Here is a 24975-nt window from a genome sequence, read left to right on the forward strand (position 1 = left end):
TCCTCAGATGAACTTCTTGGAGGCGAGGAAGCCGGTGAGCGCCTCGGCGCCCGAGCCGTCCTCGTCGGTGACGATCTCGCCGGCGGTGCGCGGCGGGCGGGCGGAGGTCTCCTCGACCTGCGACCACGCCACGGACAGGCCGACCTGGTCGGCCTCGACGCCGATGTCGGACAGCGACCAGGTCTCCATCGGCTTCTTCTTGGCCGCCATGATCCCCTTGAAGGAGGGGTAGCGGGCCTCGCCGGTCTGGTCGGTGACCGAGAGCACCAGCGGCATGCTGGCGCCGATCACCTCGGTGGCGGTGTCGGAGTCGCGCTTGATGCGCACCTGGTCGCCCTGCGACTCGATGACCGAGGCGAAGGTGACCTGGGGCAGGTCGAGGCGCTCGGCGAGCATGGCCGGGATGACCGAGCCGGAGGCGTCGGTCGAGGCCATGCCGCACATGACGAGGTCGACGGGCTTCTCGGCGCCGGCCTTCTCGATGGCCTTGGCCAGCACCAGCGAGGTGGCGACGTAGTCGGAGCCGGCGATGGCCTCGTCGGAGACGTGGATGCCCTTGTCGGCACCCATCTGCAGCGCCTTGCGAACGGCGTCGACAGCCTTCTCGGGGCCGACGCACAGCGCGGTCACCTCGGTGTCGTCGCCGGCCTTCTCCTTGAGCTGCAGCGCCTGCTCGACGGCGTACTCGTCGAGCTCGGACAGCAGGCCGTCGACGCCCACGCGGTCGACGGTGTTGTCCGACTCGAACTGTCGGTCGGCGGTGGCATCGGGCACGTACTTCACACAGACAACAATGTTCATGGGATCTGGCCCGGTCAGGGCCCCTCCTGTGCACTCGGTGGTCTCGGCGAGGTTACCCGCGAGTCGCGGTCGGGCGGTACACCGTCCGCGGTTGGGTATCTCACATGCATGACAGCGGTGCTGTCACGGTCGAACGGGGTCGGTCAGAGGTCGATCAGGGCTGGTCAGAGCCGGTCAGGGCTTGATGACGCGCTCGAGCAGGCGGCCCACCACGAGGTAGGCGACCGCGCCCAGGCCCCAGTTGAACAGGGCGTTCTTGGTCTCGGCGTTGGAGCCGTCGAACTCGCGGATGCCGTTCTCGCGGGAGAAGACGCCCAGGTCGACGCCGTCGGCGAGGTCGAGCACGAAGGAGACCAGGCCGTTGTCGCGGTTGGCGTCGATCGCGATCAGCAGCGCACCCACGGCCAGCACCAGTGCCAGCAGCACGAAGACCGTCCAGACCAGGGTGCCCACGCGCGAGCGCAGCGCGGCCACGCTCATCGAGGAGCGGCCCCGCTTCGCGGTCGCCGCAGCGGCGGTGCTCTCCTTGCCGGCGCCCTTCTCGGCACCCTTCTCGGTGCTCTCGTCGGAGCCCTTCTCGGAGCCCTTCTCGGTGCGCTTGCCCAGCTTGCCCAGTGCCACGTGCGTCTCCTTCGACGGGGGGACCGACGAGCCGGCTCAGCTCCCCATGAACTGAGCCTTGCCCGGTCCGTTCTCGACGAAGGATGACATACCGATGGTCCGGTCCTGCGTGGCGAACAGCGAGGCGAACTGCATCCGCTCGATCTCCAGGCCCGTGTCGAGGTCGACCTCGAGGCCCCGGTCGATGCTCTCCTTCGCCGCGCGCACGGCGTACGACGCCGCCCCGGCGAACTGGCGCGCCCAGGCGGTGGCCTCCTCCAGGACGCTCTCGTCGGGCACCACCTTGTCGACGAGCCCGATCGCCAGCGCCTCGTCCGCCTTCACGAACCGGCCGGTGAAGATGATGTCCTTGGCCTTGCTCGGGCCCACCAGGCGCGAGAGCCGCTGGGTGCCGCCGGCGCCGGGGATGATGCCCAGCAGCACCTCGGGCTGGCCCATCACGGTGCGCTCCCCCGCGACCCGGATGTCGGCGGCCAGCGCCAGCTCGCAGCCGCCGCCCAGGGCGTAGCCGTTGACCGCGGCGACGACCGGCTTGGGGATGCGGGCCACCGCGGTGACCGCGGCCTGGAGCGGACCGGAGCGCTTGACCATGTCGGTGTGCGACATCTCGGCCATCTCCTTGACGTCGTTGCCGGCCGCGAAGACCCGCTCGCCGCCGGTGAGCACGACGGCCTTGACGTCGTCGCGCTCGACGACCTCGGCGACGACCGCGACCAGCTCCTCCTGCACCTGGATGGAGATGGCGTTCATCTTCGGGCGGTCCAGGCGGATGGTGGCGACCCCGTCGGCCACCTCGAGACGCACGAACTCGGCTTGATCGGCCACGGGCACAACCTCTCTGGTCGGTAAAGATCGACGGCGTGCGCTGGGCGCACCCGGGCATCGTGCCACTGGCGCGCACCGGCCTGGGAGACTGGTGCGTGTGACTCCTTCGACGTGGACCCACCTCGGCCAGACCGCGCAGGTCTGGCCGGGGCGCAACTGGCCCCTCGGGGCGACCTGGTCGGCCGAGTCGACGAACTTCGCCGTCTACGCCCCCGCCGCCACCGAGGTGTGGCTGTGCCTCTTCGAGGAGGGCCCCGACGGCGGCGAGCTCGAGGTGCGCCACCAGCTGACCGAGCAGTCCCTGGGCATCTGGCACGGCGCGCTGCCCGGGGTGCGCCCCGGCACGGCGTACGGCTATCGCGTCGACGGGCCGTGGGATCCCGCCGAGGGGCTGCGCTTCAACCCCGCCAAGCTGCTGCTGGACCCCTACGCGCTGGCCACCACCGGTGACCTGGTGCCCGGGCAGGCCGCCTTCGCGCACGTGTGGGGGCGCACGGACGTGCGCGACGACCACGACTCGGCCGGCCACGTGCCGCGCGGCGTGGTCGTCGACCCGACCTTCGCCGACTCCCCCGAGGGCCCCTTCGACTGGGAGGGCGACACCCCGATGCGCCGCCGCTGGCGCGACACGGTGATCTACGAGGCGCACGTCAAGGGCCTCACCGCGCTGCACGACCGGGTGCCCGAGCACCTGCGCGGCACGTACGCCGGTCTCGCCCAGCCGGCGGTGACCGACTACCTGCGCGACCTCGGGGTGACGGCCGTCGAGCTGCTGCCGGTGCACCAGTTCGTCTCCGAGCCGTCGCTGACCGAGCGCGGCGCCACCAACTACTGGGGCTACAACTCGATCGGCTACTTCGCCCCGCACGCGGCGTACTCGAGCTCGGGCGAGCGCGGCCAGCAGGTGCGCGAGTTCAAGGAGATGGTGCGCGCCCTGCACCGCGCCGGCCTCGAGGTGATCCTCGACGTCGTCTACAACCACACCGCCGAGGCGGGCCCGCTCGGCCCGACGCTGAGCTTCCGCGGCCTCGACGACCGCGGCTTCTACAAGCGCGTGGCCCCCACGGTCGACCCGCTCACCGGCGAGAGCACCTTCGACGACACCTACTGGGACGTCACCGGCTGCGGCAACACCGTCGACTCCAACAACCCGCTGGCGCTGCGGCTGATCCTCGACTCGCTGCGCTACTGGGTCACCGAGATGCACGTCGACGGCTTCCGCTTCGACCTGATGTCGGCGCTGACCCGCACCGGCTACGACGTCGACATGAACTCCGACCTGCTGGTGGCCATCGGCCAAGATCCGGTGCTGCGCCACGTCAAGCTGATCGCCGAGCCGTGGGACGCCTCGATGGACGGCTACCTGGTCGGCGGCATGCCGCCGCCGTGGGTGGAGTGGAACGACCAGTACCGCGACGAGATCCGCGACTTCTGGCGCAACCACAACCACGGCACGCACGCGGTGGCGACCCGGCTGGCCGGCTCCTCGGACCTGTACGCCGACGACGGCCGCTCGGCGTACGCCTCGATCAACTTCGTCACCGCCCACGACGGCTTCACGCTGCGCGACCTGGTCAGCTACGAGCACAAGCACAACGAGGCCAACGGCGAGCGCAACCGCGACGGCACCGACAACAACCGCTCGTGGAACCACGGCGTCGAGGGCGAGACCGACGACCCGGCGACGCTGGCGGTGCGCCGGCGCCAGGCCGCCAACATCATGGCCACGCTCTGCCTGTCCAACGGGGTGCCGATGATCACCGCCGGCGACGAGCGCGGGCGCACCCAGCGCGGCAACAACAACGCCTACTGCCAGGACAACGAGATCTCGTACGTCGACTGGCGCCCCGACGACGCGTGGCTCGACGTCTACGAGGTGACCCGGGCGGCCCTCGCCCTGCGTCGTGAGCACCCCGCGCTGCGCCAGCGGCACTGGTTCGAGGGCCGGCCCACCATCCGCGGCGGCCCCAAGGACCTCGCGTGGCTGCACCCGAGCGGGCGCGAGATGTCGCCGGAGGACTGGCACGACCCCGAGCTGCGCACGGTCGGCATGTTCGTCTCCGGCCAGCCGCTGCGCGCGCCCGGGCCCCGCGGCGAGCAGCAGGTCGACTCGTCGTTCATGATCTGGTTCGGCTCGGGCTGGCTGCCCCAGCGGGTCTCGCTGCCCGAGAACGACTGGGTGCAGCGCGGCGAGGTCGTGCTCTCCACCGACTCCCGGCTCGCGGTGGGCACCGTGGTCGAGGCCGGCGGCGAGCTCACCGTGGGCCGGCGCAGCGTCGTGGTGCTGCAGAGCACCACGACCTGAGCCGGCCCGGCGAGCCGCCGCGCGTCCTCACAGCACCGTCAGAGCGGCAGCGCGACGACCCCGAGCTCGGCGTCGGAGGCCAGCAGCGGGTGCTGCGGCAGGACCCGCACCGTGTAGCCGAACGCCCCGGCGTGGCTGAGCGCCACGTCGCCGTCGAAGCGGAACCGGCCGCCGCCGTAGGTCTCGGCCAGCGCCAGCTCGGCCCGCTCGGTGTCGATGATCGCGTCCTCGGCGTCGGCGCGGCCGTGCACCAGCTGCACCGTCACGTCGGCGGGGTCCAGCTCGCCCAGCGAGACGAAGGCCCGGGTCGAGAGCACCGCACCGACCTCGGGCGAGTCGCCGACCCCGCTGCTCTCGACGTGCTCGACGCGCACCGCCGGCCACGCGGCCAGCACCCGGCGCTTCCAGGCGGCCAGCTCGACGGCCCCGGCGTAGTCGCTGTTGAGCTCGCGGGCGTGGCCGGTCGCCGGGGCGTAGAGCTCGCGCACGTAGTCGCGCACCATCCGGGTCGCGAGCACCTTGGGGCCCAGCGAGCGCAGCGTGTGGCGCAGCATCTCGACCCAGCCGGTCGGCACGCCGGCGGCGTCGACGTCGTAGAAGCGCGGCGCGACCTGGTTCTCCAGCAGGTCGTAGAGCGCGGTGGCCTCGAGGTCGTCGCGACGGTCGGGGTCGTCGAGCCCGTCGGCCGACGGGATCGCCCAGCCGTTGCCGCCGTCGTACCACTCGTCCCACCAGCCGTCGAGGATGGAGAGGTTCAGCCCGCCGTTGAGGGCCGCCTTCATGCCCGAGGTGCCGCACGCCTCGTAGGGGCGCAGCGGGTTGTTGAGCCACACGTCGCAGCCCGGGTAGAGCGGCTGGGCCATCGCGATGTCGTAGTTGGGCAGGAAGACGATGCGGTGCCGCACCTCGGGGTCGTCGGCGAAGCGCACCATCTCCTGGATCAGCCGCTTGCCGCCGTCGTCGGCGGGGTGCGACTTGCCCGCGATGACCAGCTGCACAGGGCGCTCGGGGTCGAGCAGCAGCCGCTTGAGACGCGCAGGGTCGCGCAGCATCAGCGTGAGCCGCTTGTACGACGGCACCCGGCGCGCGAAGCCGATGGTCAGCACGTCGGGGTCGAGCGCGGAGTCGATCCAGCCGAGCTCGGCGGGCGCGGCGCGCCGCTCGACCCACGAGCGGGCCAGGCGGGCGCGGGCGTCGTCGACCAGGCGCTGGCGCAGCTGGCGCTTGACCGCCCAGATCCGCCCGGCGTCGACCTCGTCGGCGGCGGCCAGGAACGCGCCGGCGTCGTCGGAGTAGGGGTCGGCGCCCTCGGCCAGCCCGAAGACCTCACGGGCCACCCAGGTCGGGGCGTGCACGCCGTTGGTGATGGAGGTGATCGGGACCTCGGCCTCGTCGAAGGCCGGCCACAGGCCGCGGAACATCCCGCGCGAGACGTGACCGTGAAGCTCGGAGACGCCGTTGGCGCGCTGGGCCAGGCGGAAGCCCATCACCGCCATGTTGAAGACCCCGCCGTCGCCACCGTCGTAGTCCTCGGCGCCCAGCGCCAGGATCCGCTCCAGCGGGACGCCCGGGGTCGCGCCGCCCTCGCTGAAGTACTGCTCGACCAGGGTGCGGTCGAAGCGGTCGATGCCCGCGGGCACCGGGGTGTGGGTGGTGAAGACGGTCGAGGCGCGTCCGATCTCGAGCGCGGTGTCGAAGTCGAGACCCGGGCCGTCGGCGGCCGCGGTCAGCTCGCGGATGCGCTCCAGGCCCAGGAACCCCGCGTGGCCCTCGTTGGTGTGGAAGACCTCCGGCTCGGGGTGGCCGGTCAGGCGGGAGAAGACCCGCAGCGCGCGCACCCCACCGACGCCGAGCAGCAGCTCCTGGCGCAGGCGGTGCTCGGAGGTGCCGCCGTACAGGCGGTCGGTGACGTCGACGTAGTGCTCGGGGTTGCCCTCGACCTCGGTGTCGAGCATCAGCAGCGGCACCCGGCCCACCGAGGCCACCCAGATCCGGGCGACCAGGTCGGGCCCGCCCGGCATCGCGATGGCGATCGTGGCCGGTGCGCCGTTCTCCTCGCGCAGCAGCGAGATCGGCAGCTCGTCGGGGTCCAGGACGGGGTAGGTCTCCTGCTGCCAGCCCTCGCGCGAGAGCGACTGGCGGAAGTAGCCGTGGCGGTAGAGCAGCCCGACGCCGACGATCGGCACGCCCAGGTCGCTGGCGGCCTTGAGGTGGTCGCCGGCCAGGATGCCCAGGCCGCCGGAGTACTGCGGCAGGACCGCGGTGATGCCGAACTCGGGCGAGAAGTAGCCGATGGCGCGCGGGGCGGCGCCGCCGGCCGGGCCGGCGAGGGTGCCGGCGGCGGTGCGCTGCTGGTACCACCGCTCCCCCTCGACGTACGCCGCCAGGTCGGCGCGAGCCGCCTCGAGGCGCGCGACGAACTCGTCGTCGGCGGCCAGCTGCTCGAGCCGGTCGGCGCCGACGGAGGCCAGCAGCCGCACCGGGTCGTGGCCGGTGGACTCCCACAGCGCGGCGTCGACGGTGGCGAAGACGTCCTGCGTCGGTGGGTGCCACGACCAGCGCAGGTTGCCCGCGAGCTCGCTCAGGGCGCCCAGGCGGGCGGGGAGGACAGGACGGACGGTGAATCGTCGGATGGCGCGCACCCGCTGACGCTAGCGGCTGTGTGGAACGATCCAAAACCCTTTCACCGATCTCGGGGAGGTCACGGAACCATCACGGTGCCGGCTTTCCCTGGGACGAAGCGGTTCCACGCATAACCGGCCCCCCTCCCCGGCGTTGTAGGGCCATGACCACGAACCCCGTGCGCAACCGCCGCCGCAGGACGGCGGCACTGGCCCTGGTGACCGCCACCCTGGTCCCCGGCCTCGCGCAGCTCCCCGCCCTCGCCTCCAGCACCAGCGCCGCCCCCACGCCGCTCAGCGCCGACGACGTCACCACGCTCGGCGACTCGGTGCCCGGCCTCTCCGACCTCGACGTGCGCGGCAGCGTGCTGCCGAGCCTGGCCCAGCGCCGGGTCGCCGAGGACCTGGGCGCCGTCAGCCTGCGCTGGAACGACTTCGGCACCCCTGCCTCGATCCTGCCCGCTGGAGGCGTGCTCGCGAAGGCGGCCTTCCCGGGCGCCGGCGCCGCCAACGCCGAGAAGTCCGCCCGTGCCTGGCTCGAGGCCAACGCCGCGGTCTTCGGCCTGAGCGCCACCCAGATGCGCGGCCTCGAGCTGGTCAACGCCCAGGAGCTCGCCGCCTACGACGGCGCCCCGCACCCCGGGTACGCCGTGCTGCTGCGCCAGCGCTTCGGCGACCTGACCCCCGCCCTGGGCTCCATGGTCACCGTGGGCGTCGCCCGCGGCGAGATCGCCTACGTCTCCTCCTCGCTGGTGCGCGCCGAGGCCGACCTCGACGCCTCGTCGGCGAAGCTCAGCCCGCTGCAGGGCTGGCTGGCCGCGGCCCGCAACGTGGGCCGCGAGCTGGGTGCCGGCACGGTGGACGACATCGTCAGCAGCGTCACCGACGACTGGACGATGCTCACGGTGCCGGGCTTCGCCCAGCCCCAGCAGGTCCGCCTGCGGGCGCTGGCCAAGGCCGACGGCACGGTGCGCCCGGTCCTGGAGGCCAACGTGGTCGACAGCGGCGCCGGCGACGCCTTCGCCTACACGCTGCTGGTCGACGCGGTGAGCGGCGAGGTGCTGCACCGCGAGAACAAGGTCGAGCACGACCAGGTCAACGACGTCTTCACCGGCGCCTTCACGGGCGACCAGTGCGGCCCCGTGCACGACTTCGAGCTCGCCGACGACAAGACCCGCACCATCAACGCGCTGGGCTTGAGCACCCCGGCCGACGACATCACCGTCAAGATCTACGGGCCCGGCAAGCAGCTGCTCTTCACCCAGGACCTGCTCACCAGCCCCGAGCTGGCGACGTACTCCTCAGACAAGCTCAAGGCCGGCATCTACGGCGTCCAGGTCTGCCCGTTCGACTCCGCCTCGGCCGTGACCGGCACGTACTCGTTGCTGCTGTCGACCAGCGACCAGGCGGCGCCCTCGACCGGCGGCGAGCTGTTCTCGCCGCAGTGGCGCTACTTCACCGCGAACCCGTCGATGACCTCGGTCAACAACGAGTCGACGCCCAAGAACTCGGTCATCGGCTGCTGGGTCGCGGGACCCGACTGCACGCTGCCCACCGGGCCGTTCAAGAACGTCGCCTCGACCTACCCCTGGGACGCGCTGGACGCCACCGGCACCACCACCGCGACGACGGTCGGCAACAACGCCAACACCCACGAGGCGTGGGCCAGCCCGCTGACCCCCGGCGGCCTGTTCCAGGCCCCGGTCTCCCCCACCCGGGAGTACACCGCTGAGTTCACCGACGCCTGGAACAACTCCAGGTGCGACCCGGCGCAGCTGCGCCCCGGCGGCAACGACATCGAGTTCTCGACGCAGAACCTCTTCGTCTCCCACAACCGGATGCACGACTACAGCTACTACCTCGGCTTCACCGAGTCGAACTACAACCTGCAGCTCGAGAACTTCGGGCGGGGCGGGGTCGAGGGCGACCAGGAGATCGGCAACGTGCAGGCCGGCGCCCTCAGCGGTGGCCAGCCGACGTACCTGGGTCGCGACAACGCCAACCAGATCACGCTGCAGGACGGCGTGCCCGGCATCACCAACCAGTACCTCTTCCAGCCGATCGCGGGCGCGTTCTACGCCCCGTGCACCGACGGCGGGCTCGACATGGGCATCGTGGGCCACGAGTACACCCACGCCATCAGCAACCGGATGGTCGCCGGGCCCGACGAGGGCCTGACCTCCGCCCAGGGCGGCGCGATGGGCGAGTCGTGGGGCGACCTGGTGGCTGCTGAGTACCAGTTCAGCCACGGCTACGACAACGGCGGCAACATCTGGGCCGTCGGCGTCTACGCCACCGGCAACAAGCGCACCGCCATCCGCGACTACGCCATCAACCGCAACCCGCTGAACTTCAGCAACGTCGGCTTCGACACCACCGGCCAGCAGGTCCACGCCGACGGCGAGATCTGGAGCGGCACCCAGTGGTCGGTGCGCCAGGCGCTGGTCAAGAAGCACGACCGCCGGTTCCCGTACGCGAACAAGGGCCTGCAGCTGCGTTGCGCCCAGGCCACCGACGACGCCAGCCCGCTGGCCCCGCAGGCCTGCCCCGGCAACCGTCGCTGGGTGCAGCTGATGTTCGACGCCTTCCTGCTCCAGCAGGGCGCCACCTCGATGCTCGACGCCCGTGACGCGATGCTCGCCGCCGACCGGATGCGCTTCGGCGGCGAGGACCTCAAGGTGATGTGGAAGGCCTTCGCGCAGCGCGGCATGGGCAAGGACGCCTCCACCCCCGACGCCGACTCCGAGCACGTCAAGGGCGGCTTCGCCTCGCCGAAGCAGCGCAACGGCAAGGTCACCTTCAAGGCCTCGCGCGGCGCCGGCAAGATCTACGTCGGCGACTACCAGGCCCGGGTGACCCCCGTGGCCGACACCTCGCCGAAGACGAAGCTCGACGCCACCGTGCAGATGGTCCCCGGCACGTACCGGATGCTTTACACCTCCGGCAAGGGCGGCTTCAAGCGGTTCACGCTGCGCGTCAAGGCCGGCCAGAGCAAGACGGTGCGCCTGACCAAGCAGAAGAACCTGGCCGCGGCCGCCAACGGCGCGAAGGTCATCGACGCGACCGAGGGCTCGCTCAACACCGCCCACCTCATCGACGGCAAGGAGGCCACCAACTGGGGCGCGGTCACCGCGACCAACGTCGACGAGTCGAAGCCCTTCGTCTCCGTCGACCTGGCCCAGGGCACGCACACGATCCGTCGGGTGCAGGTCAGCGCGCTGCTGACCCCCGCCCCGGCGACCGACGAGACGATCCCGCTCGCCACCGACGAGGACCCGGCCTCCGGCTCGCGCTTCACCGCGCTGCGCCGCTTCGCCATCGAGGTCTGCACCAGCGGCTGCGACTCGGCCAAGGCGTCGTGGAAGCGGATCTTCACCTCGAAGGCCGACGCGTTCCCGGCCGGTCGCCCCCGCCCGGTGGCGCCCGACCAGACGCTGCGCTCCTTCAAGGTGCCGGCCAGCCGCGCCGCCGCGGTGCGCCTGGTGACCCTGGAGAACCAGTGCACCGGCACCCCCGGCTACGCCGGTGAGCAGGACAACGACCCGCTCAACGACACCGACTGCGCCACGGCCTCCGACCGCGGCACGATCGTGCACGCCTCCGAGCTGCAGGTCTACGCCCGCTGACCCACCCGCACCACCGCCGACCCGGCTCGTTCGAACGAGCCGGGTCGGCGCATTTTTTCGTAGGTCGAGCAGCGAGGGCCGAAGGCTCGAGCGTTGCCGAGACCCCGCAACCACACGACGTACGGCGAGCGCGATCGTCACCGGGTCTCGGCGACGCTCGTCGCTGGCGCTCCTCCCTGCTCGACCAACGACCGTCACCACCGTAGGTCGAGCAGCGAGGGCCGAAGGCTCGAGCGACGCCGAGACCCCTTGGGTCAAGGCACGTCCTCACCCACAGGCGGTCGACACCGGCCACGTGCGAGTGCGGGCAGGTCGCCGTAACGCCCCTCGATCAGGGCGATCCGCTTCGCCCGGCTCCACCCCTGGACCCGCTTCTCGTAGGCGTAGGCCTCGTCCCTGCGCCGGAACTCCACGGCCCAGACCAGCCTCACCGGTCGACGTCGACGGGGTTTGGTGTAGTCCGCTCCCTCTCCCCGGTCGTGCTGGCTGACACGGCGTTCGAGGTCGGTCGTGCTGCCGACGTAGAACGAACCGTCAGCGCACTCGAGGATGTAGGTCCAGGCCATGTCTGGAGGCTTCCCCAGGACAAGACCTCGGCTGTCGTACGTCGCCTCCCCTGTGGAACGAGCGCCGGCACCACGGGCCTGTGCCGTCAACGTGGTCACCTTCGAGTGCGGAGGGCCCGTCGTTGGTCGAGCAGCGAGGGCCGAAGGCTCGAGCGACGCCGAGACCCCGCAACCACACGGCGTACGGCGAGCGCGGTCCTCACCGGGTCTTGGCGACGCTCCTCGCTGGCGCTCGTCACTGCTCGACCAACGAGCGTCCCCACCGTTGGTCGAGCAGCGAGGGCCGAAGGCTCGAGCGTCGCCGAGACCCAGTGACCACACGACGTACGGCCCGCGCGGCACTCACCGGGTCTTGGCGACGCTCCTCGCTGGCGCTCGTCACTGCTCGACCAACGACCGGGTCGGGCCTCTCACCCTGGTGGCGGCTTGCAGGTGGGGGCGCTGGCCGGAAGGGTGGAGCCCATGGTCGGACGCATCCCTGTCATGGACGTCAGCCCGCTGGTCGACCTCGGTCGCCAGCCGGCGAAGGCGACCGTCGGTGAACCCTTTCCCGTCGCCGCCACCGTGTTCCGCGAGGGCCACGACAAGCTGTCGGCCGAGGTGGTGCTCACCGGCCCCGACGGCCGGCGTGCCGCCCCGGTGCGGATGGAGAAGCTGGCGGACCCACCTGACCGCTACCGCGCCTGGGTGACCCCCGACGCCGAGGGCGCCTGGACGTTCGAGGTGCAGGCCTGGTCGGACCCGCTGGCCACCTGGCAGCACGACGCGGGGCTGAAGATCCCCGCCGGGGTCGACGTGGAGCTGATGTTCACCGAGGGCCGGCTGCTGCTCGAGCGGGTCCTGGCCGACCTGCCGGCCTCCGACCCCGGTCGCGAGGTCCTGCGCCCCGCGATCACCGCCGCGCAGGACACCGAGCGGCCCGCCGAGGCCCGCCTGGCGGCGCTGCAGGACCCTGCCCTGCTCGAGGTGCTGCACGCCCACCCGATCCGTGAGCTGGTCAGCGTCGAGGGCCCGTTCCCGGCGTACGCCGACCGCGAGCGCGCGCTCTTCGGCAGCTGGTACGAGTTCTTCCCGCGCTCGGAGGGCGCGACCCGCGACGAGGCGACCGGCAAGGTCACCAGCGGCACCCTGCGCACCGCGGCGAAGCGGCTGGACGCGGTCGCCGAGATGGGCTTCGACGTCATCTACCTGCCCCCGATCCACCCGATCGGCGAGGTCAACCGCAAGGGCCCCAACAACACGCTGACCCCCGGCCCCGACGACACCGGCTCACCGTGGGCGATCGGGTCGAAGGACGGCGGCCACGACGCGATCCACCCCGACCTGGGCGACTTCGACGACTTCGACGCCTTCGTCGCGCGCGCCGGCGAGCTGGGCCTGGAGGTCGCACTCGACCTGGCCCTGCAGGCGGCGCCCGACCACCCGTGGGTCACCGAGCACCCCGACTTCTTCACCACCCGCGCCGACGGCTCGATCGCCTACGCCGAGAACCCGCCGAAGAAGTACCAGGACATCTACCCGATCAACTTCGACAACGACCCCGAGGGCATCCGCCGCGAGGTGCTGCGCATCGTGCGGCTGTGGATGTCGCACGGCGTGCGGATCTTCCGGGTCGACAACCCGCACACCAAGCCGGTGGAGTTCTGGGAGTGGCTGCTCGAGGAGGTGCGCCGCACCGACCCCGACGTGATCTTCCTGGCCGAGGCCTTCACCCGTCCGGCGATGATGCGTGGCCTCGGCGCGGTGGGCTACCACCAGAGCTACACCTACTTCACGTGGCGCACCGCCAAGTGGGAGCTCGAGGCGTACCTCACCGAGCTCGCCACCGAGACCGACCACATGATGCGGCCGAACTTCTTCGTCAACACCCCCGACATCCTGCACGCCTACCTGCAGTACGGCGGCCCGGCGGCGTTCAAGATCCGCGCGGTCCTGGCGGCCACGGGCTCGCCCACCTGGGGCGTGTACGCCGGCTACGAGCTGTTCGAGCACGTGGCGGTCAAGCCGGGCAGCGAGGAGTACCTGGACTCCGAGAAGTACCAGATCCGGATCCGCGACTGGGAGGGCGCCGAGGCCGAGGGCCGCACCCTCGCGCCGTACCTGACCCGGCTCAACCACCTGCGCCGCCAGCACCGTGCCCTCCAGCTGCTGCGCACGGTCGTGATCCACGGCAGCGACGACGAGAACGTGCTGGTCTTCAGCAAGCAGGCGGTCGCCGGCGACCCCACCAGCGACACCGTGATCGTCGTGGTCAACCTCGACCCGCACGCCACCCGCGAGACCACCGTGCACATCGACCTGCCCAGCCTGGGCATGGACTGGGGCGACTCCTACGTCGTCCACGACGAGATCACCGGCGAGGCCTGGAGCTGGAGCCAGCACAACTACGTGCGCCTCGACCCCCACCACGAACCCGCTCACGTGCTGAGCGTCAGGAGGACCGCGTGAACGACGCCCAGCCCACCGCGAAGGACCACTCCTCCGGGGCGCAGGCCACGCACGCGGACGGGCCGCCCCTGGGCGACGACCCGGTCGTCGACGGCCACACCGACTCCGGCGTCGACGCGGACCACGCGGCCCACGCGACCCCCGACTGGTTCAAGTCGGCGGTCTTCTACGAGGTCCTGGTCCGCTCCTTCCGCGACTCCAACGGCGACGGCACCGGCGACTTCAAGGGCCTGGTCGAGAAGCTCGACTACCTGGAGTGGCTCGGCGTCGACTGCCTGTGGGTGCCGCCGTTCTTCCCCAGCCCGCTGCGCGACGGCGGGTACGACGTGGCCGACTACACCGGGGTGCTCCCGGCCATCGGCACGATGGAGGACTTCCACTACTTCCTCGACGCCGCCCACGAGCGCGGCATCCGCGTGATCATCGACTTCGTCATGAACCACACCAGCGACCAGCACCCGTGGTTCCAGGCCAGCCGGTCGGACCCCGACGGCCCCTACGGCGACTTCTACGTCTGGTCCGACACCGACGAGCTCTACCAGGACGCGCGGATCATCTTCGTCGACACCGAGCCGTCGAACTGGACCTGGGACCCGGTGCGCCAGCAGTACTACTGGCACCGGTTCTTCCACCACCAGCCCGACCTGAACTTCGACAACCCCGCGGTGCACGAGGCGATGATCGAGGCGATGAAGGTCTGGCTCGACATGGGCCTCGACGGGTTCCGGCTCGACGCGGTGCCCTACCTCTACGAGCGCCCCGGCACCGACGGCGAGAACCTGCCCGAAACCCACGAGTTCCTCAGGAAGGTGCGCCGCATCGTCGACGAGGAGTACCCCGGGCGGGTGCTGCTCTGCGAGGCCAACCAGTGGCCGCAGGACGTCGTGGAGTACTTCGGCGACTTCGAGTCCGGTGGCGACGAGTGCCACATGGCCTTCCACTTCCCGGTGATGCCGCGCATCTTCATGGCGGTGCGCCGCGAGTCGCGCTACCCGATCTCGGAGATCCTCGAGCAGACCCCGGCGATCCCGCACAACTGCCAGTGGGGCATCTTCCTGCGCAACCACGACGAGCTGACGCTCGAGATGGTCACCGACGAGGACCGCGACTACATGTGGTCGGAGTACGCCAAGGACCCGCGGATGAAGGCCAACATCGGCATCCGCCGGCGCCTGGCCCCGCTGCTCGACAACGACACCAACCAGATCGAGCTGTTCAACGCGCTGCTGCTGAGCCTGCCCGGCTCCCCCGTCCTCTACTACGGCGACGAGATCGGGATGGGCGACAACATCTGGCTGGGCGACCGCGACGGGGTGCGCACCCCGATGCAGTGGACCTCCGACCGCAACGCGGGCTTCTCCTCGGCCAACCCCGGCCGGCTCGACCTGCCCGTGGTCCAGGACGCGATCTACGGCTACGAGTCGGTCAACGTCGAGGCCCAGATGGAGAACCCCTCCTCGCTGCTGCACTGGACGCGCCGGATGCTGCAGGCCCGCCGCCACCACCCGGCGTTCGGGCTCGGGGAGTTCCACGACCTCGGCGGCTCGAACTCCACGGTGCTCTCCTACGTGCGCACCTACACCGACGAGGACGGCCACGAGGACGTCATCCTCTGCGTCAACAACCTCTCGCGCTTCCCGCAGCCGGTCGAGCTCGACCTGCGCCGCTTCGAGGGCCGGCGCCCGATCGAGATCATCGGCGGCGTGCCGTTCCCCGAGATCGGCGAGCTGCCCTACCTGCTCACGCTCGCCGGCTACGGCTTCTACTGGTTCCGGCTCACCACGCCGGAGCACCACGAGGAGGGTCAGCTGCTGTGAACGACCAGACGACCGACCCGATGGACGCCCCGACGGGCACGCCCGACCCCCAGGTCTTCGTCGACTACCTGGGGCGCACCCGCTGGTTCGGCGGCAAGGGCCGGCCCTTCGCCGTCACCGGCGTACGCCGCGTGGGCCTGGTGCCCGGCTCGGTGCCGGGCGGCCCGGTGGTGCTGCTGTGCCTGGCCGAGGTGACCTACGACGACGTGGGCGACGAGGCCGCCGACAAGGTCGAGCACTACCAGGTGCCGCTGGCGCTCTACCCCGAGTCGCAGCAGCGCCTCGAGCACGCGCTGGTGGCGACCTGGGACGACCCGGGCGCCGGGCGGGTGCACGGCTACGACGCGCTGCACGACCGCGAGGCGATGGCCTGCTGGCTGCGCTCCTTCGACCGCGCGGCCGGTGAGCCGGGCGGCAACCTGGTCGACGAGGCCAGCTCGCTGGCCTTCCACCGGCTGCCCGGCCACGACCTCGACCTCGAGTCGCACTCGACGCTGTTCTCGGGCGAGCAGTCGAACTCCTCGGTCGCCTTCGGCGAGGACGCCCTGATGAAGGTCTTCCGCAAGGTGACCCCGGGGGTGAACCCCGACGTGCAGGTCCACGAGGTGCTCAGCCGGGTCGGCTCCCCCGACGTGGCCGCGCTCTACGGCTGGCTCGACTGGGTCGACCCCGAGCAGCGCACCGGTGACCACCACGACGCCGACGACCCGGACGACACCGGTGGCGGGGTGATGCAGCTGGCGATGCTGCAGCAGTTCCTGCGCACCGCCTCCGACGGCTGGGACCTGGCGCTCTCCAGCGTGCGCGACCTGTTCCGCCAGCCCGAGCTGCACGCCTCGGAGGCCGGCGGCGACTTCGCCGGCGAGGCGACCCGGCTCGGGCGCACCCTGCGCGAGGTGCACCTGCTGATGGCCGAGCACTTCCCCACCGCGACGGTGCGCGGTGCCGACCTGGCCGACACCATGGCCGGTCGGCTGCCGGCCGCGCTGTCCGCGGCCCCGGGGCTCGAGGAGCACCGCGAGTCGCTCGAGGCCCTCTTCGCCCGGGTCCGCGCGCTCGGCGAGGTGCCGGTGACCCGCATCCACGGCGACCTGCACCTGGGCCAGACCCTGCGCACCGCGCTGGGCTGGAAGATCGTCGACTTCGAGGGCGAGCCCGCCAAGCCGCTCGCCGAGCGGCTGCTGCCCGACTCGCCCTGGCGCGACGTCGCCGGGATGCTGCGCTCCTTCGACTACGCCCCGCGCGTGGTCGAACGCACCTGGGCCGAGGACGACCCCGAGGGGGCCGACGTCCGGGCCCGCAAGGCCGCCGAGTGGGCCAACCGCAGCAAGAACCACTTCCTGTACGCCTACGCCGACGGCGACATCGGCGACGAGCAGCGGACCCTGCTCGACGCCTACGTCGCCGACAAGGCCGTCTACGAGACCGTCTACGAGACCCGCAACCGGCCGACCTGGGTGGACATCCCGCTCCAGGCCGTCGCCGAGATCGGAGCACCATGACCCCCCAGCAGCCCGCCCAGGCCACCCCCAAGCCGGTCGACCGCGCCGAGCTCGACCAGCTCGTGCGCGGCGAGCACGGCCACCCGCACGCCGTCCTCGGCCCGCACCCGCACGAAGGCGCGGTCACCGTGCGCGTGCTGCGCCCGCTGGCCTCCTCGGTCACCGTGTGCGGCGAGTGGGGCGAGACCCCGCTCGACCACGAGCACGAGGGCGTGTGGGTCGGCGTGCTGCCGGTCGCCGAGGTGCCGGCGTACTCGCTCTCGGTCAGCTACGAGGGCGAGCCGTGGGACTCCGACGACCCCTACCGGTTCCTGCCCACGCTGGGCGAGATGGACCTGCACCTGATCAACGAGGGCCGCCACGAGCAGCTGTGGACCGTGCTCGGCGCCCACGTGCACCACTACGAGACCCCGAGCGGCACCGTGTCGGGCACCTCGTTCGCGGTGTGGGCGCCGTCCGCGCGCGGCGTGCGGGTCAAGGCCGACTTCAACTCCTGGGACGGGCGCGAGCACCCGATGCGGCAGCTCGGCACCTCGGGGGTCTGGGAGCTGTTCGTGCCCGACGCCGGCAACGGCACGTCGTACAAGTTCGCGGTGCTGGGCCCCGACGGCCAGTGGCGCGACAAGGCCGACCCGATGGCCGCCTGGGCCGAGAAGCCGGCCAGCACCGCCTCGCGCGTCTTCGAGTCCTCCTACACCTGGGGCGACGACGAGTGGATGACCGCGCGCGCCGAGAAGGCCGCGGTGCAGGCGCCGATGAGCGTCTACGAGGTGCACCTGGCGTCGTGGAAGAAGAACTACGACCAGTCGATGTGGTCGTGGGAGCAGATGGCCGAGGACCTGGTCGCCTACGTCGTCGACCTCGGCTTCACCCACGTCGAGCTGATGCCGGTGATGCAGCACCCGTTCGGCGGCTCGTGGGGCTACCACGTGACGTCGTACTTCGCCCCCGACGCCCGCTTCGGCGACCCCGACGGCTTCCGGCTGCTGGTCGACCGGCTGCACCAGGCCGGCGTCGGGGTCATCCTCGACTGGGTGCCCGGCCACTTCGCCACCGACGAGTGGGCCCTGGCCCGCTTCGACGGCACGCCGCTCTACGAGGACCCCAACCCCCAGCGCGGCTGGCACAAGGAGTGGGGCAGCCACATCTTCAACTTCGGGCGTCGCGAGGTGCGCAACTTCCTCTACGCCAACGCCATCTACTGGTGCGAGGAGTTCCACGCCGACGGGCTGCGCGTCGACGGCGTCGCCTCGATGCTCTACCTCGACTACTCCCGCGAGGAGGGCGAGTGGACGCCCAACATCCACGGCGGGCGCGAGAACCTCGAGGCCGTGCAGTTCCTGCAGGAGATGAACGCCACCGTCTACCGCCGGGTGCCCGGCGTGATGACGATCGCCGAGGAGTCGACCTCGTGGCCCGGCGTCACCCGCCCCACCGAGCACGACGGGCTGGGCTTCGGGTTCAAGTGGAACATGGGCTGGATGAACGACTCGCTGGCCTACCTGGCCAACGACCCCGTGCACCGCTCCTACCACCACGGCGAGATGACCTTCTCCCTGGTCTACGCCTTCTCCGAGAACTACGTGCTGCCGATCAGCCACGACGAGGTCGTGCACGGCAAGGGCTCGCTGCTGCGCAAGATGCCCGGTGACCGCTGGCAGCAGCTGGCCAACCTGCGCGCCTACCTGGGCTACATGTGGGCCCACCCGGGCAAGCAGCTGCTCTTCATGGGCGTCGAGATCGGCCAGGAGTCGGAGTGGGCCGAGGCCCGCGAGCTCGACTGGTGGCTGCTGGACCACCCCGAGCACCGCGGCGTGCACAGCTTGGTGCGCGACCTCAACCGCACGTACGCCGACTCCGCGGCGCTGTGGGCGCGCGACAGCTCGCCCGAGGGGTTCATGTGGCTCGACGGCAACGACGCGGGGCGCAACACCTTCTCCTTCGTGCGCCGCGCGCCCGGCGAGCCCGACCTGGTGTGCGTCTCCAACTTCTCCGCTGTGCCGCACCACGGCTACCGGCTGGCGCTGCCGGCCACCGGCGAGTGGGACGAGGTGCTCAACACCGACGCCGAGACCTACACCGGCTCGGGGGTGGGCAACTACGGCTCGGTGACCGCGGTCGACGGTGAGCACGCGGGCCAGCCGGCGCACGCCGACATCTCGGTGCCGCCGCTGGCCACGGTGTGGTTCCGGGCGCGGTCCTGAGCGCGGGGTCGGGCACGGGGTCGGGCACGGGGTCGGGCTGGCAGCCGCTGGCTACGGTGGCGGCGTGACCGACGAGCACCCCACCCTCACCGACGGCACGGTCACGCTGCGGCCGACCGCCCCGGCCGACCACCCGATGTCGCCGCACGACGGGGCCGCGCTGCTGTTCTCGGTCCTCGTCGACGACGAGGCCGTCGGCAGCCTCGCGGTGGTGCGCAAGGACGCGAGCACGGTGTGGCTCGAGGGAGGCCTCGACGACGCCCACCGCGGTCGCGGCTACGCCACCCGTGCGCTGCGGGTGCTGGTCGACTGGTCGCTCACCGCCGAGCACGAGGGCGGCCTGGGGGTGACCCGGGTCGAGTCGCGCATCCCCGTCGACGCCGAGGGCGCCCTGCGGGTGGCGACCCGTGCCGGGCTGCGCCGCGAGGGCGTCGAGCGGGTGGTGCCGGGCGAGAGCACCGCCGAGGGGTACGTCGTGCTCGCGCGGCTGGCCACCGACCCGCCGCTCAGCGAGCCCGGGGCGTTCCGGGCGCTGCTCAACTCCTTCCTGCCCCGCAAGCGCGCCATCAGCCAGATGCTGGTGCGCGACCGCGACGGGCGGGTGCTGATGTGCCAGCTGACCTACAAGCAGGACTGGGACCTGCCCGGCGGCGTGGTCGAGGTCGGCGAGTCGCCGCAGGTCGCCGTGGCCCGCGAGGTCACCGAGGAGCTGGCCCTCGAGATCCCCGCCGGCCGGCTGCTGCTCACCGACTGGCTGCCCACCTGGGGCGGCTGGGACGACGCGATCTGCCTGGTCTTCGACGGGGGCGAGCACGACGCCTCGATCACCGAGCGGATCGTCGAGCAGGCGCGCGAGATCCGCAGCGCCCGCTTCTGCACCATGGACGAGGTGCACGAGCACGCGGCCGAGTTCACCGCCCGCCGGGTCGCAGCCGCCCTCGCCAACCTCGACGGTGAGGGTGCGGCGTACACCGAGAGCGGGCGCAGCCACCCCTGACCCGGCCCATACTTCCCGCCGAGCAAACCCCAACTTCCCGCTGACCCGGCCCATACTGCCCGCCCACCCGGCCTGAACTTCCCGCCGACCCGGCCCATACTTCCCTCCAGACGGACGGGCCGGGTCGATGTGAGATCCGGGCCGGGTCAGCGCGAAGTTCGCGCCGGGTCAGCGAGAGATTCAGGCCGGGTCGGCGAGAGATTCGGGCCGGGTCGGCTGGGTGCGGAGCACCTCGGCGACGACGTCGCTGCCGGCGCGGCCCGCGTCGACGACCAGCACACCGGCGTCGGACGCCAGGTCGTCGTAGAGCCGGGCCATCTGCTCGAGCACCGCCAACGGCTGGTCACCCGGCTTGCGGGCCGCGGCCGCTGCCGGCTCGACCCGGAGCAGCACGGCCACGTCGGGGCGGGGGAAGCCACGGCGCAGCAGCCACTCCGCGACCCGGTGCCGGCCGTAGCGCAGCCGCAGGTCGACGATCGCGTCGAGCAGCCAGCGGTCGCAGACCACGTGCACGCCCGAGCCCCGCAGCCATCCGGCGTGCCGAGCGGCCCGGACGCTCGACAGAGCGACCGCCAGCACCCACACACCGTCCAGGGGTCCTCCTCGCCGCCTGCTCAGCTGGGCTGCGGCACCCGAGCCGGGGCCGGCGGTCTCGCCGGACTCGTCGGGGACGGTCGACACCGACCGGTCGCGACGCAGCAGCCGGCGGGCGAGGCGTCCCACGTGCACCAGCAGGCCGAGGTCGGCCCCGACCCTGGTCCAGTGCAGGAGCGCCGCCTCGTCGTGCCGTTCGAAGTGGTCGAGCAGCGCCAGCGACGCCGTGGACTTCCCGGCCCCGTCCATGCCGCTGAGGGCGACCATCCGCGGGTGCTCCACCGGGGTCGCCGCCGGCCGGGTCACCGGCTCGCCGAGCAGCCGGGCGCGCAGGGCGCGGCGGGCGCGCGGCGAGCGGACGACGGCGCGGGCCACCTCCCGGGCCGGGAGGTGCTCCTGCGAGGCGGCCGATCCGGCCCACGCCCGGCGGGCGATCCTGCCGAGCGCGGGATCGAGCCGCTCCGCCTGCGCCAGGACCTCCCTCGCACCGGGACCGGCGTCCGCGAGGGCTGCCACGACCCGCGCGGCGGTGCGCGGCCACGCCCGCCCCGCGACTGCTTCCGCCGCGTGCACGAGGACCCGGTCGACCGGTGCCGCGACCAGCAGCCCCGCGCGCCCTCGCGACGCGCGACGTCGTACGTCGCCCAACGGTGGGTACTGGGCCGGCCAGGCATGGGCGGCCAGCACGTCCACGACCACGTCGAGGTCGGGGAGCCGCCGCCACAGCACCCGACCGGGCTCCTGCGGGGCCGGCACCAGGCCGGCCTCGCGCAGCGCCCGTGCGACGGGCGCACCACCGTCAGGCGTGACGACGACGTCGACGTCGTTGCCCGAGAGGTCCTCCCCGCGCCACAGCAGCACGTGCTGCCCGGCGTCACGGGCCACGGCCAGGAGCACCTGCTCGACCGCCGCTGGGTCCATCTCAGTCCTCGCCGGGCTCGGCACCTCGCGAGCGCCGCGCCCGCCACAGCATGGAACCACGCAGTGTCAAGGCCGGCAGCCGGGACGCCCGGCCGCGCAGCGGGACGACCACCGCGTCGAGGCGTCGCCGGTCGGGGTAGAGCAGCGTCGAGGGGCTGGAGGCGTCCTCGACCGAGCCCGAGTCGATCCAGCCGAGCGCCGGGTCGTCGTGGAAGGCCTCCAGCACCGCCACCTCCAGCTGCAGCCCCGGCGAGCTCGACGAGAAGGCCTCGTCGAAGGCCGTCTTGACGTGGAAGGCCCCGCTGCCGCCGACGAGCACGCACAGCGCGGCCACGACCCTCTCGCCGGCGCGCAGCTCCCAAAGCTGGGCGCGGCCGGCGGCGCAGGCGTCCACGAAGGTCTCGGTGAAGGCGGCCGCACGGGCGGACGAGGTCGCCAGGGCGGTGCCTGCCTCGCCCTTCCAGCCGCCGGCCTCGAGCTCGAGGAAGCGGGCCAGCGCCGCCTGGGGGTCCACGGCGCTGCGGTCGACGAGCGACACCGCGGCGTCGAGCTCGCGCTCGAGCCGACGGCGCGTGCGCCCGAGCTTGCGGCGCCGCGACGAGCTCAGCCGCCCGTCGAGGTACGTCGCCTCCGCGCGGCGGTGCACCACCGGACGCTCGGTCGAGCCCAGCACCACCGGGGCCGCACCCCGGCGGCCCGCCGCCTCGAGCGCCGAGCGCACCGCTCCGTCGCCCGGCAGCTGCTCGAAGGAGAGCCAGCCGGTCGTGCCCGAGGCCAGCCCGGCCAGGGCGCTCCCCCAGGTCGCCCCGGGGTCGGGGCTGTCGAGCAGCGGGGTCTCGAGGAAGCAGTCGTCGTGGCCCCAGGCCCGGTAGGTGGGCACCGGCACGCGGCGGTAGCCACGCGCGCGCCGCACCGGCAGCGCCAGCTCGAGGCGGCCGGCGCGCTCGACGACCAGCAGCTCGGCGGTGGCGCCGTCGGGCAGGTGCCGCGCGGCGGCCAGCACCGGGCCGGGCTCGAGGTAGGGGTTGGGCTCGACGGCCCGGCCGGCGAGGTCGGCCCACGCCTCGCGCAGCCGCTGGTCGACCTCGCGCAGCGGCACCAGGCGGGCGCGGCGGGGCGCCGGCTCAGCCATCGCTCCCCCGGCTCGGCCTCCGCTCGCGCACCCGATCGCGCAGCACCGCCAGCAGCGGGCCGGGGTCGCGCAGGTCGGCGTGCGGGTGCACGGCCCCGAGCGCGTGGGCCAGGGTGGAGGCCAGGTCGCGCACCAGTCCGCCCCGCCGCTCGCGCCGGGCTCGCGCCACGTCCGCGAAGAACGACTGGAACCGCACTCCCGTCCGACCTGGCCCGCTCGGGGTCACGTCGTCGCCGAGCGCGGCCCGCGCCCACAGGTCCGGCAGGGGTACGCCGCTGCCGACGGCCAGCGCGAGGCTGCCGTAGAAGCGGCCGTTGAGGTCGATCAGCCGGGGCGGCCCGTCGGGCGCCGACATGAACTGCAGGTTGGCCAGGCCCCACCAGCCCATCTCGTCGAGCAGCCTGCGCACCCCGTCGAGCAGCTCGGGGTCGACGGGCACGGTGACGGCGCGACAACTGGTGAGGCGACCGGAGAGCCGCGGGCTCCACTGCTGCACGGCGCCGAGCAGCCGGCCCTGCCGGTCGACCACGACGCTCAGCGCGGAGAGCCGTCCGTCGACGACCTCCTGCAGCAGCGGTCCCCCGCCGGCCGAGGCCATCTGGTCGGCGACCTGCTGGGCCTCGTCACGCCCCGCGCAGACGCGCGCCATCAGGTGCCGGGCGCTGCCGCCGGCGGCGGGGTCCCAGTGCAGCCGGGCCTTGACCACCACCGGGCCGTCGACCGCCGCCAGCGCCGCGGCCGTCGCGACCTCGGTCTGCGGCACGGCCAGCCCGACGCGGCCGGCCGCCTCGACCAGGGCGAGCTTGTCGATGGCACGAACGACGTCGGCGTGCGCGGCGTACGGCACGACGCAGCCGATCTCGTCGCGGCGGGCCGACAGCAGCAGCACCTCGATGTCGTCGGCGCCGAAGACCACGTCGTAGCCGTGCTCGGCCACCAGCGCCGCGACGGCGGCGACGAAGCCGTCGGGGTCGCGCTCGGGCGCGGGCAGCGAGAAGTCGCGGCGCACCGCGCGCGAGTGTGCGATCTCGCCGTGCGCGGAGGCCACCCCGACCTCCCAGCCGGCGGCGTGCAGCGAGCGCGCGGCGGCCAGCACGTGCACCCCGCCGCTGTGCACGATCAGGGCGCGGCGAAGCGCCTGGCCGGTCACCGTGGCCTGGCTGGAGGAGGGAGGCACCCGCGAATCCTGTCAGAACAGCGCGGCCGCGGCTCCACAGGACGTCATGCGGGCGGGAGGTCCGTCCCTGCGGGACGCATGACGTCAGCTTCGCCCAGCAGGTCGCGGGCCAGCATCGTCGACCCGACGACGGCGGCGGGCATCACCGCCACCGCACCCAGCGGCACCAGGAAGCAGGCCTGCGTCGCGACCCCGAAGCCCAGCACGCGAGCGCGCTGGCCCCGCAGGACCGCGCGCCGGGCGACCCGGTCGAGCCCGCGCGCCTCGAGCGGGCGGGCCAGCAGCTCGCCGGCCAGCAGCCACCCCGAGACGGCCAGGCCGACGACACCGCCGACGACCGCGCCGACGACCGGCAGCAGCCCCACCAGCAGCACGCCGACGGCGGTGGCCAGGCCGATCGCCAGCAGCACCAGCGAGTCGGCGGCCGAGCGCCAGGCCGACAGGCCCGAGGAGGGCACCGGCCCACCCAGCGCCGCCTCGGTCTCGCGCCAGATCCGGGCGTAGAAGGGGTCGCCGACGAGCAGGGTCAGGGCGGTGAAGGTCACCGAGGCCAGCAGCAGGAAGCCGATCACCACGAGCACCGCCAGGCCGACGCGCAGCAGACCGCGCACCGCCTCGGCCCAGGCGTCGGCGAAGGGCGTCGCCCAGGCCACCAGGTCGCCCAGGTTGGCCAGCAGCGCGACCAGCGCACCGAGGACCACCAGCGCGACGAGCAGCGCCGGCACCGCCCCCAGCAGCATCAGCCCGGGCCGGCGCCGCCAGGTGCCCAGCCCCCGCCCGACGTACGCCGCTCCGGCGACGGCGTCGAGGAGGGCCAC

Annotated in this window: 16 protein-coding genes; 7 read left to right on the forward strand and 9 right to left on the reverse strand. The window is 72.6% G+C overall.

The window, feature by feature from the left end; all coding sequences use genetic code 11:
• Window positions 1-3 precede the first annotated feature (3 nt).
• From QWJ41_RS07440 to QWJ41_RS07450, 3 genes are all read right to left on the reverse strand, one after another.
• Window positions 4-783 (reverse strand): electron transfer flavoprotein subunit beta/FixA family protein, encoded by a 780-nt coding sequence (locus QWJ41_RS07440; protein ID WP_439117312.1) that lies wholly within the window; start codon window positions 781-783, stop codon window positions 4-6.
• Between the two features lie 192 nt (window positions 784-975).
• A complete protein-coding gene (locus QWJ41_RS07445; RefSeq protein ID WP_302706930.1) occupies window positions 976-1422 on the reverse strand; it encodes a hypothetical protein in 447 nt (148 codons plus the stop codon).
• A 36-nt stretch (window positions 1423-1458) separates the two neighbouring features.
• Complete coding sequence (locus tag QWJ41_RS07450; protein WP_302706932.1) at window positions 1459-2247, reverse strand: enoyl-CoA hydratase/isomerase family protein; 789 nt, start codon at window positions 2245-2247, stop codon at window positions 1459-1461.
• 97 nt (window positions 2248-2344) lie between these two features.
• Here QWJ41_RS07450 and glgX point away from each other — a divergent pair, with 97 nt between their 5' ends.
• Window positions 2345-4552: a glycogen debranching protein GlgX gene (gene glgX, locus QWJ41_RS07455; RefSeq protein WP_302706934.1), complete on the forward strand. Its 2208-nt coding sequence runs from the start codon at window positions 2345-2347 to the stop codon at window positions 4550-4552.
• A 38-nt stretch (window positions 4553-4590) separates the two neighbouring features.
• Here glgX and glgP read toward each other — a convergent pair whose 3' ends face one another.
• Window positions 4591-7194 (reverse strand): alpha-glucan family phosphorylase, encoded by a 2604-nt coding sequence (gene glgP / locus QWJ41_RS07460; RefSeq protein ID WP_302706935.1) that lies wholly within the window; start codon window positions 7192-7194, stop codon window positions 4591-4593.
• 143 nt (window positions 7195-7337) lie between these two features.
• On the opposite strand from glgP, the gene QWJ41_RS07465 reads away from it, so the two are divergent.
• Window positions 7338-10799, forward strand: coding sequence for a M36 family metallopeptidase (locus QWJ41_RS07465; protein WP_302706937.1), 3462 nt, complete (start codon window positions 7338-7340; stop codon window positions 10797-10799).
• A 254-nt stretch (window positions 10800-11053) separates the two neighbouring features.
• On the opposite strand, the gene QWJ41_RS07470 is transcribed toward QWJ41_RS07465, so the two are convergent.
• Entirely contained in the window at window positions 11054-11365 is a 312-nt protein-coding gene (locus tag QWJ41_RS07470) for a GIY-YIG nuclease family protein (protein ID WP_302706938.1), read from the reverse strand.
• 462 nt (window positions 11366-11827) lie between these two features.
• On the opposite strand from QWJ41_RS07470, the gene QWJ41_RS07475 reads away from it, so the two are divergent.
• The 5 genes from QWJ41_RS07475 to QWJ41_RS07495 all read left to right on the forward strand — a co-directional run bounded on the left by QWJ41_RS07475 (window position 11828) and on the right by QWJ41_RS07495 (window position 20333).
• Window positions 11828-13813: an alpha-1,4-glucan--maltose-1-phosphate maltosyltransferase gene (locus tag QWJ41_RS07475; protein WP_302706940.1), complete on the forward strand. Its 1986-nt coding sequence runs from the start codon at window positions 11828-11830 to the stop codon at window positions 13811-13813.
• Entirely contained in the window at window positions 13810-15630 is a 1821-nt protein-coding gene (treS, locus tag QWJ41_RS07480; protein WP_302706942.1) for a maltose alpha-D-glucosyltransferase, read from the forward strand. The genes QWJ41_RS07475 and treS overlap by 4 nt, the downstream gene beginning before the upstream one ends.
• Window positions 15627-17132: a maltokinase N-terminal cap-like domain-containing protein gene (locus tag QWJ41_RS07485; protein WP_302706944.1), complete on the forward strand. Its 1506-nt coding sequence runs from the start codon at window positions 15627-15629 to the stop codon at window positions 17130-17132. The genes treS and QWJ41_RS07485 overlap by 4 nt, the downstream gene beginning before the upstream one ends.
• On the forward strand, window positions 17129-19336 hold the full coding sequence (gene glgB, locus QWJ41_RS07490; RefSeq protein ID WP_302706945.1) for a 1,4-alpha-glucan branching protein GlgB: 2208 nt from the start codon (window positions 17129-17131) through the stop codon (window positions 19334-19336). The genes QWJ41_RS07485 and glgB overlap by 4 nt, the downstream gene beginning before the upstream one ends.
• Window positions 19337-19400: 64 nt before the next feature.
• Window positions 19401-20333, forward strand: a complete 933-nt coding sequence (locus QWJ41_RS07495; RefSeq protein ID WP_302706947.1) for an NUDIX hydrolase — start codon at window positions 19401-19403, stop codon at window positions 20331-20333.
• A 180-nt stretch (window positions 20334-20513) separates the two neighbouring features.
• On the opposite strand, the gene QWJ41_RS07500 is transcribed toward QWJ41_RS07495, so the two are convergent.
• From QWJ41_RS07500 to QWJ41_RS07515, 4 genes are read right to left on the reverse strand one after another with little or no spacing between them, the layout of a single operon-like run.
• Complete coding sequence (locus tag QWJ41_RS07500; protein WP_302706949.1) at window positions 20514-21848, reverse strand: hypothetical protein; 1335 nt, start codon at window positions 21846-21848, stop codon at window positions 20514-20516.
• A gap of 1 nt (window position 21849) precedes the next feature.
• On the reverse strand, window positions 21850-22980 hold the full coding sequence (locus QWJ41_RS07505) for a GNAT family N-acetyltransferase (protein ID WP_302706951.1): 1131 nt from the start codon (window positions 22978-22980) through the stop codon (window positions 21850-21852).
• The gene (locus QWJ41_RS07510; RefSeq protein ID WP_302706953.1) at window positions 22973-24157 is read right to left on the reverse strand and encodes an ATP-grasp domain-containing protein; all 1185 of its coding nucleotides are present in this window, start codon (window positions 24155-24157) and stop codon (window positions 22973-22975) included. Before QWJ41_RS07510 ends, QWJ41_RS07505 begins: the two co-directional genes overlap by 8 nt.
• Before the next feature lie 44 nt (window positions 24158-24201).
• Window positions 24202-24975: an EI24 domain-containing protein gene (locus QWJ41_RS07515; protein ID WP_302706954.1), complete on the reverse strand. Its 774-nt coding sequence runs from the start codon at window positions 24973-24975 to the stop codon at window positions 24202-24204.

The organism is Nocardioides cremeus (assembly GCF_030518195.1).
Taxonomy (GTDB): domain Bacteria; phylum Actinomycetota; class Actinomycetes; order Propionibacteriales; family Nocardioidaceae; genus Nocardioides; species Nocardioides cremeus.

Bases quoted from the DNA above. Each gene is read 5' to 3' on its own strand.
- QWJ41_RS07505 (WP_302706951.1), bottom strand. From the start codon at position 22,980: ATGGCTGAGCCGGCGCCCCGCCGCGCCCGCCTGGTGCCGCTGCGCGAG.
- QWJ41_RS07470 (WP_302706938.1), bottom strand. From the start codon at position 11,365: ATGGCCTGGACCTACATCCTCGAGTGCGCTGACGGTTCGTTCTACGTC.
- glgB (WP_302706945.1), top strand. From the start codon at position 17,129: ATGACCCCCCAGCAGCCCGCCCAGGCCACCCCCAAGCCGGTCGACCGC.
- QWJ41_RS07475 (WP_302706940.1), top strand. From the start codon at position 11,828: ATGGTCGGACGCATCCCTGTCATGGACGTCAGCCCGCTGGTCGACCTC.
- QWJ41_RS07465 (WP_302706937.1), top strand. From the start codon at position 7,338: ATGACCACGAACCCCGTGCGCAACCGCCGCCGCAGGACGGCGGCACTG.
- QWJ41_RS07500 (WP_302706949.1), bottom strand. From the start codon at position 21,848: ATGGACCCAGCGGCGGTCGAGCAGGTGCTCCTGGCCGTGGCCCGTGAC.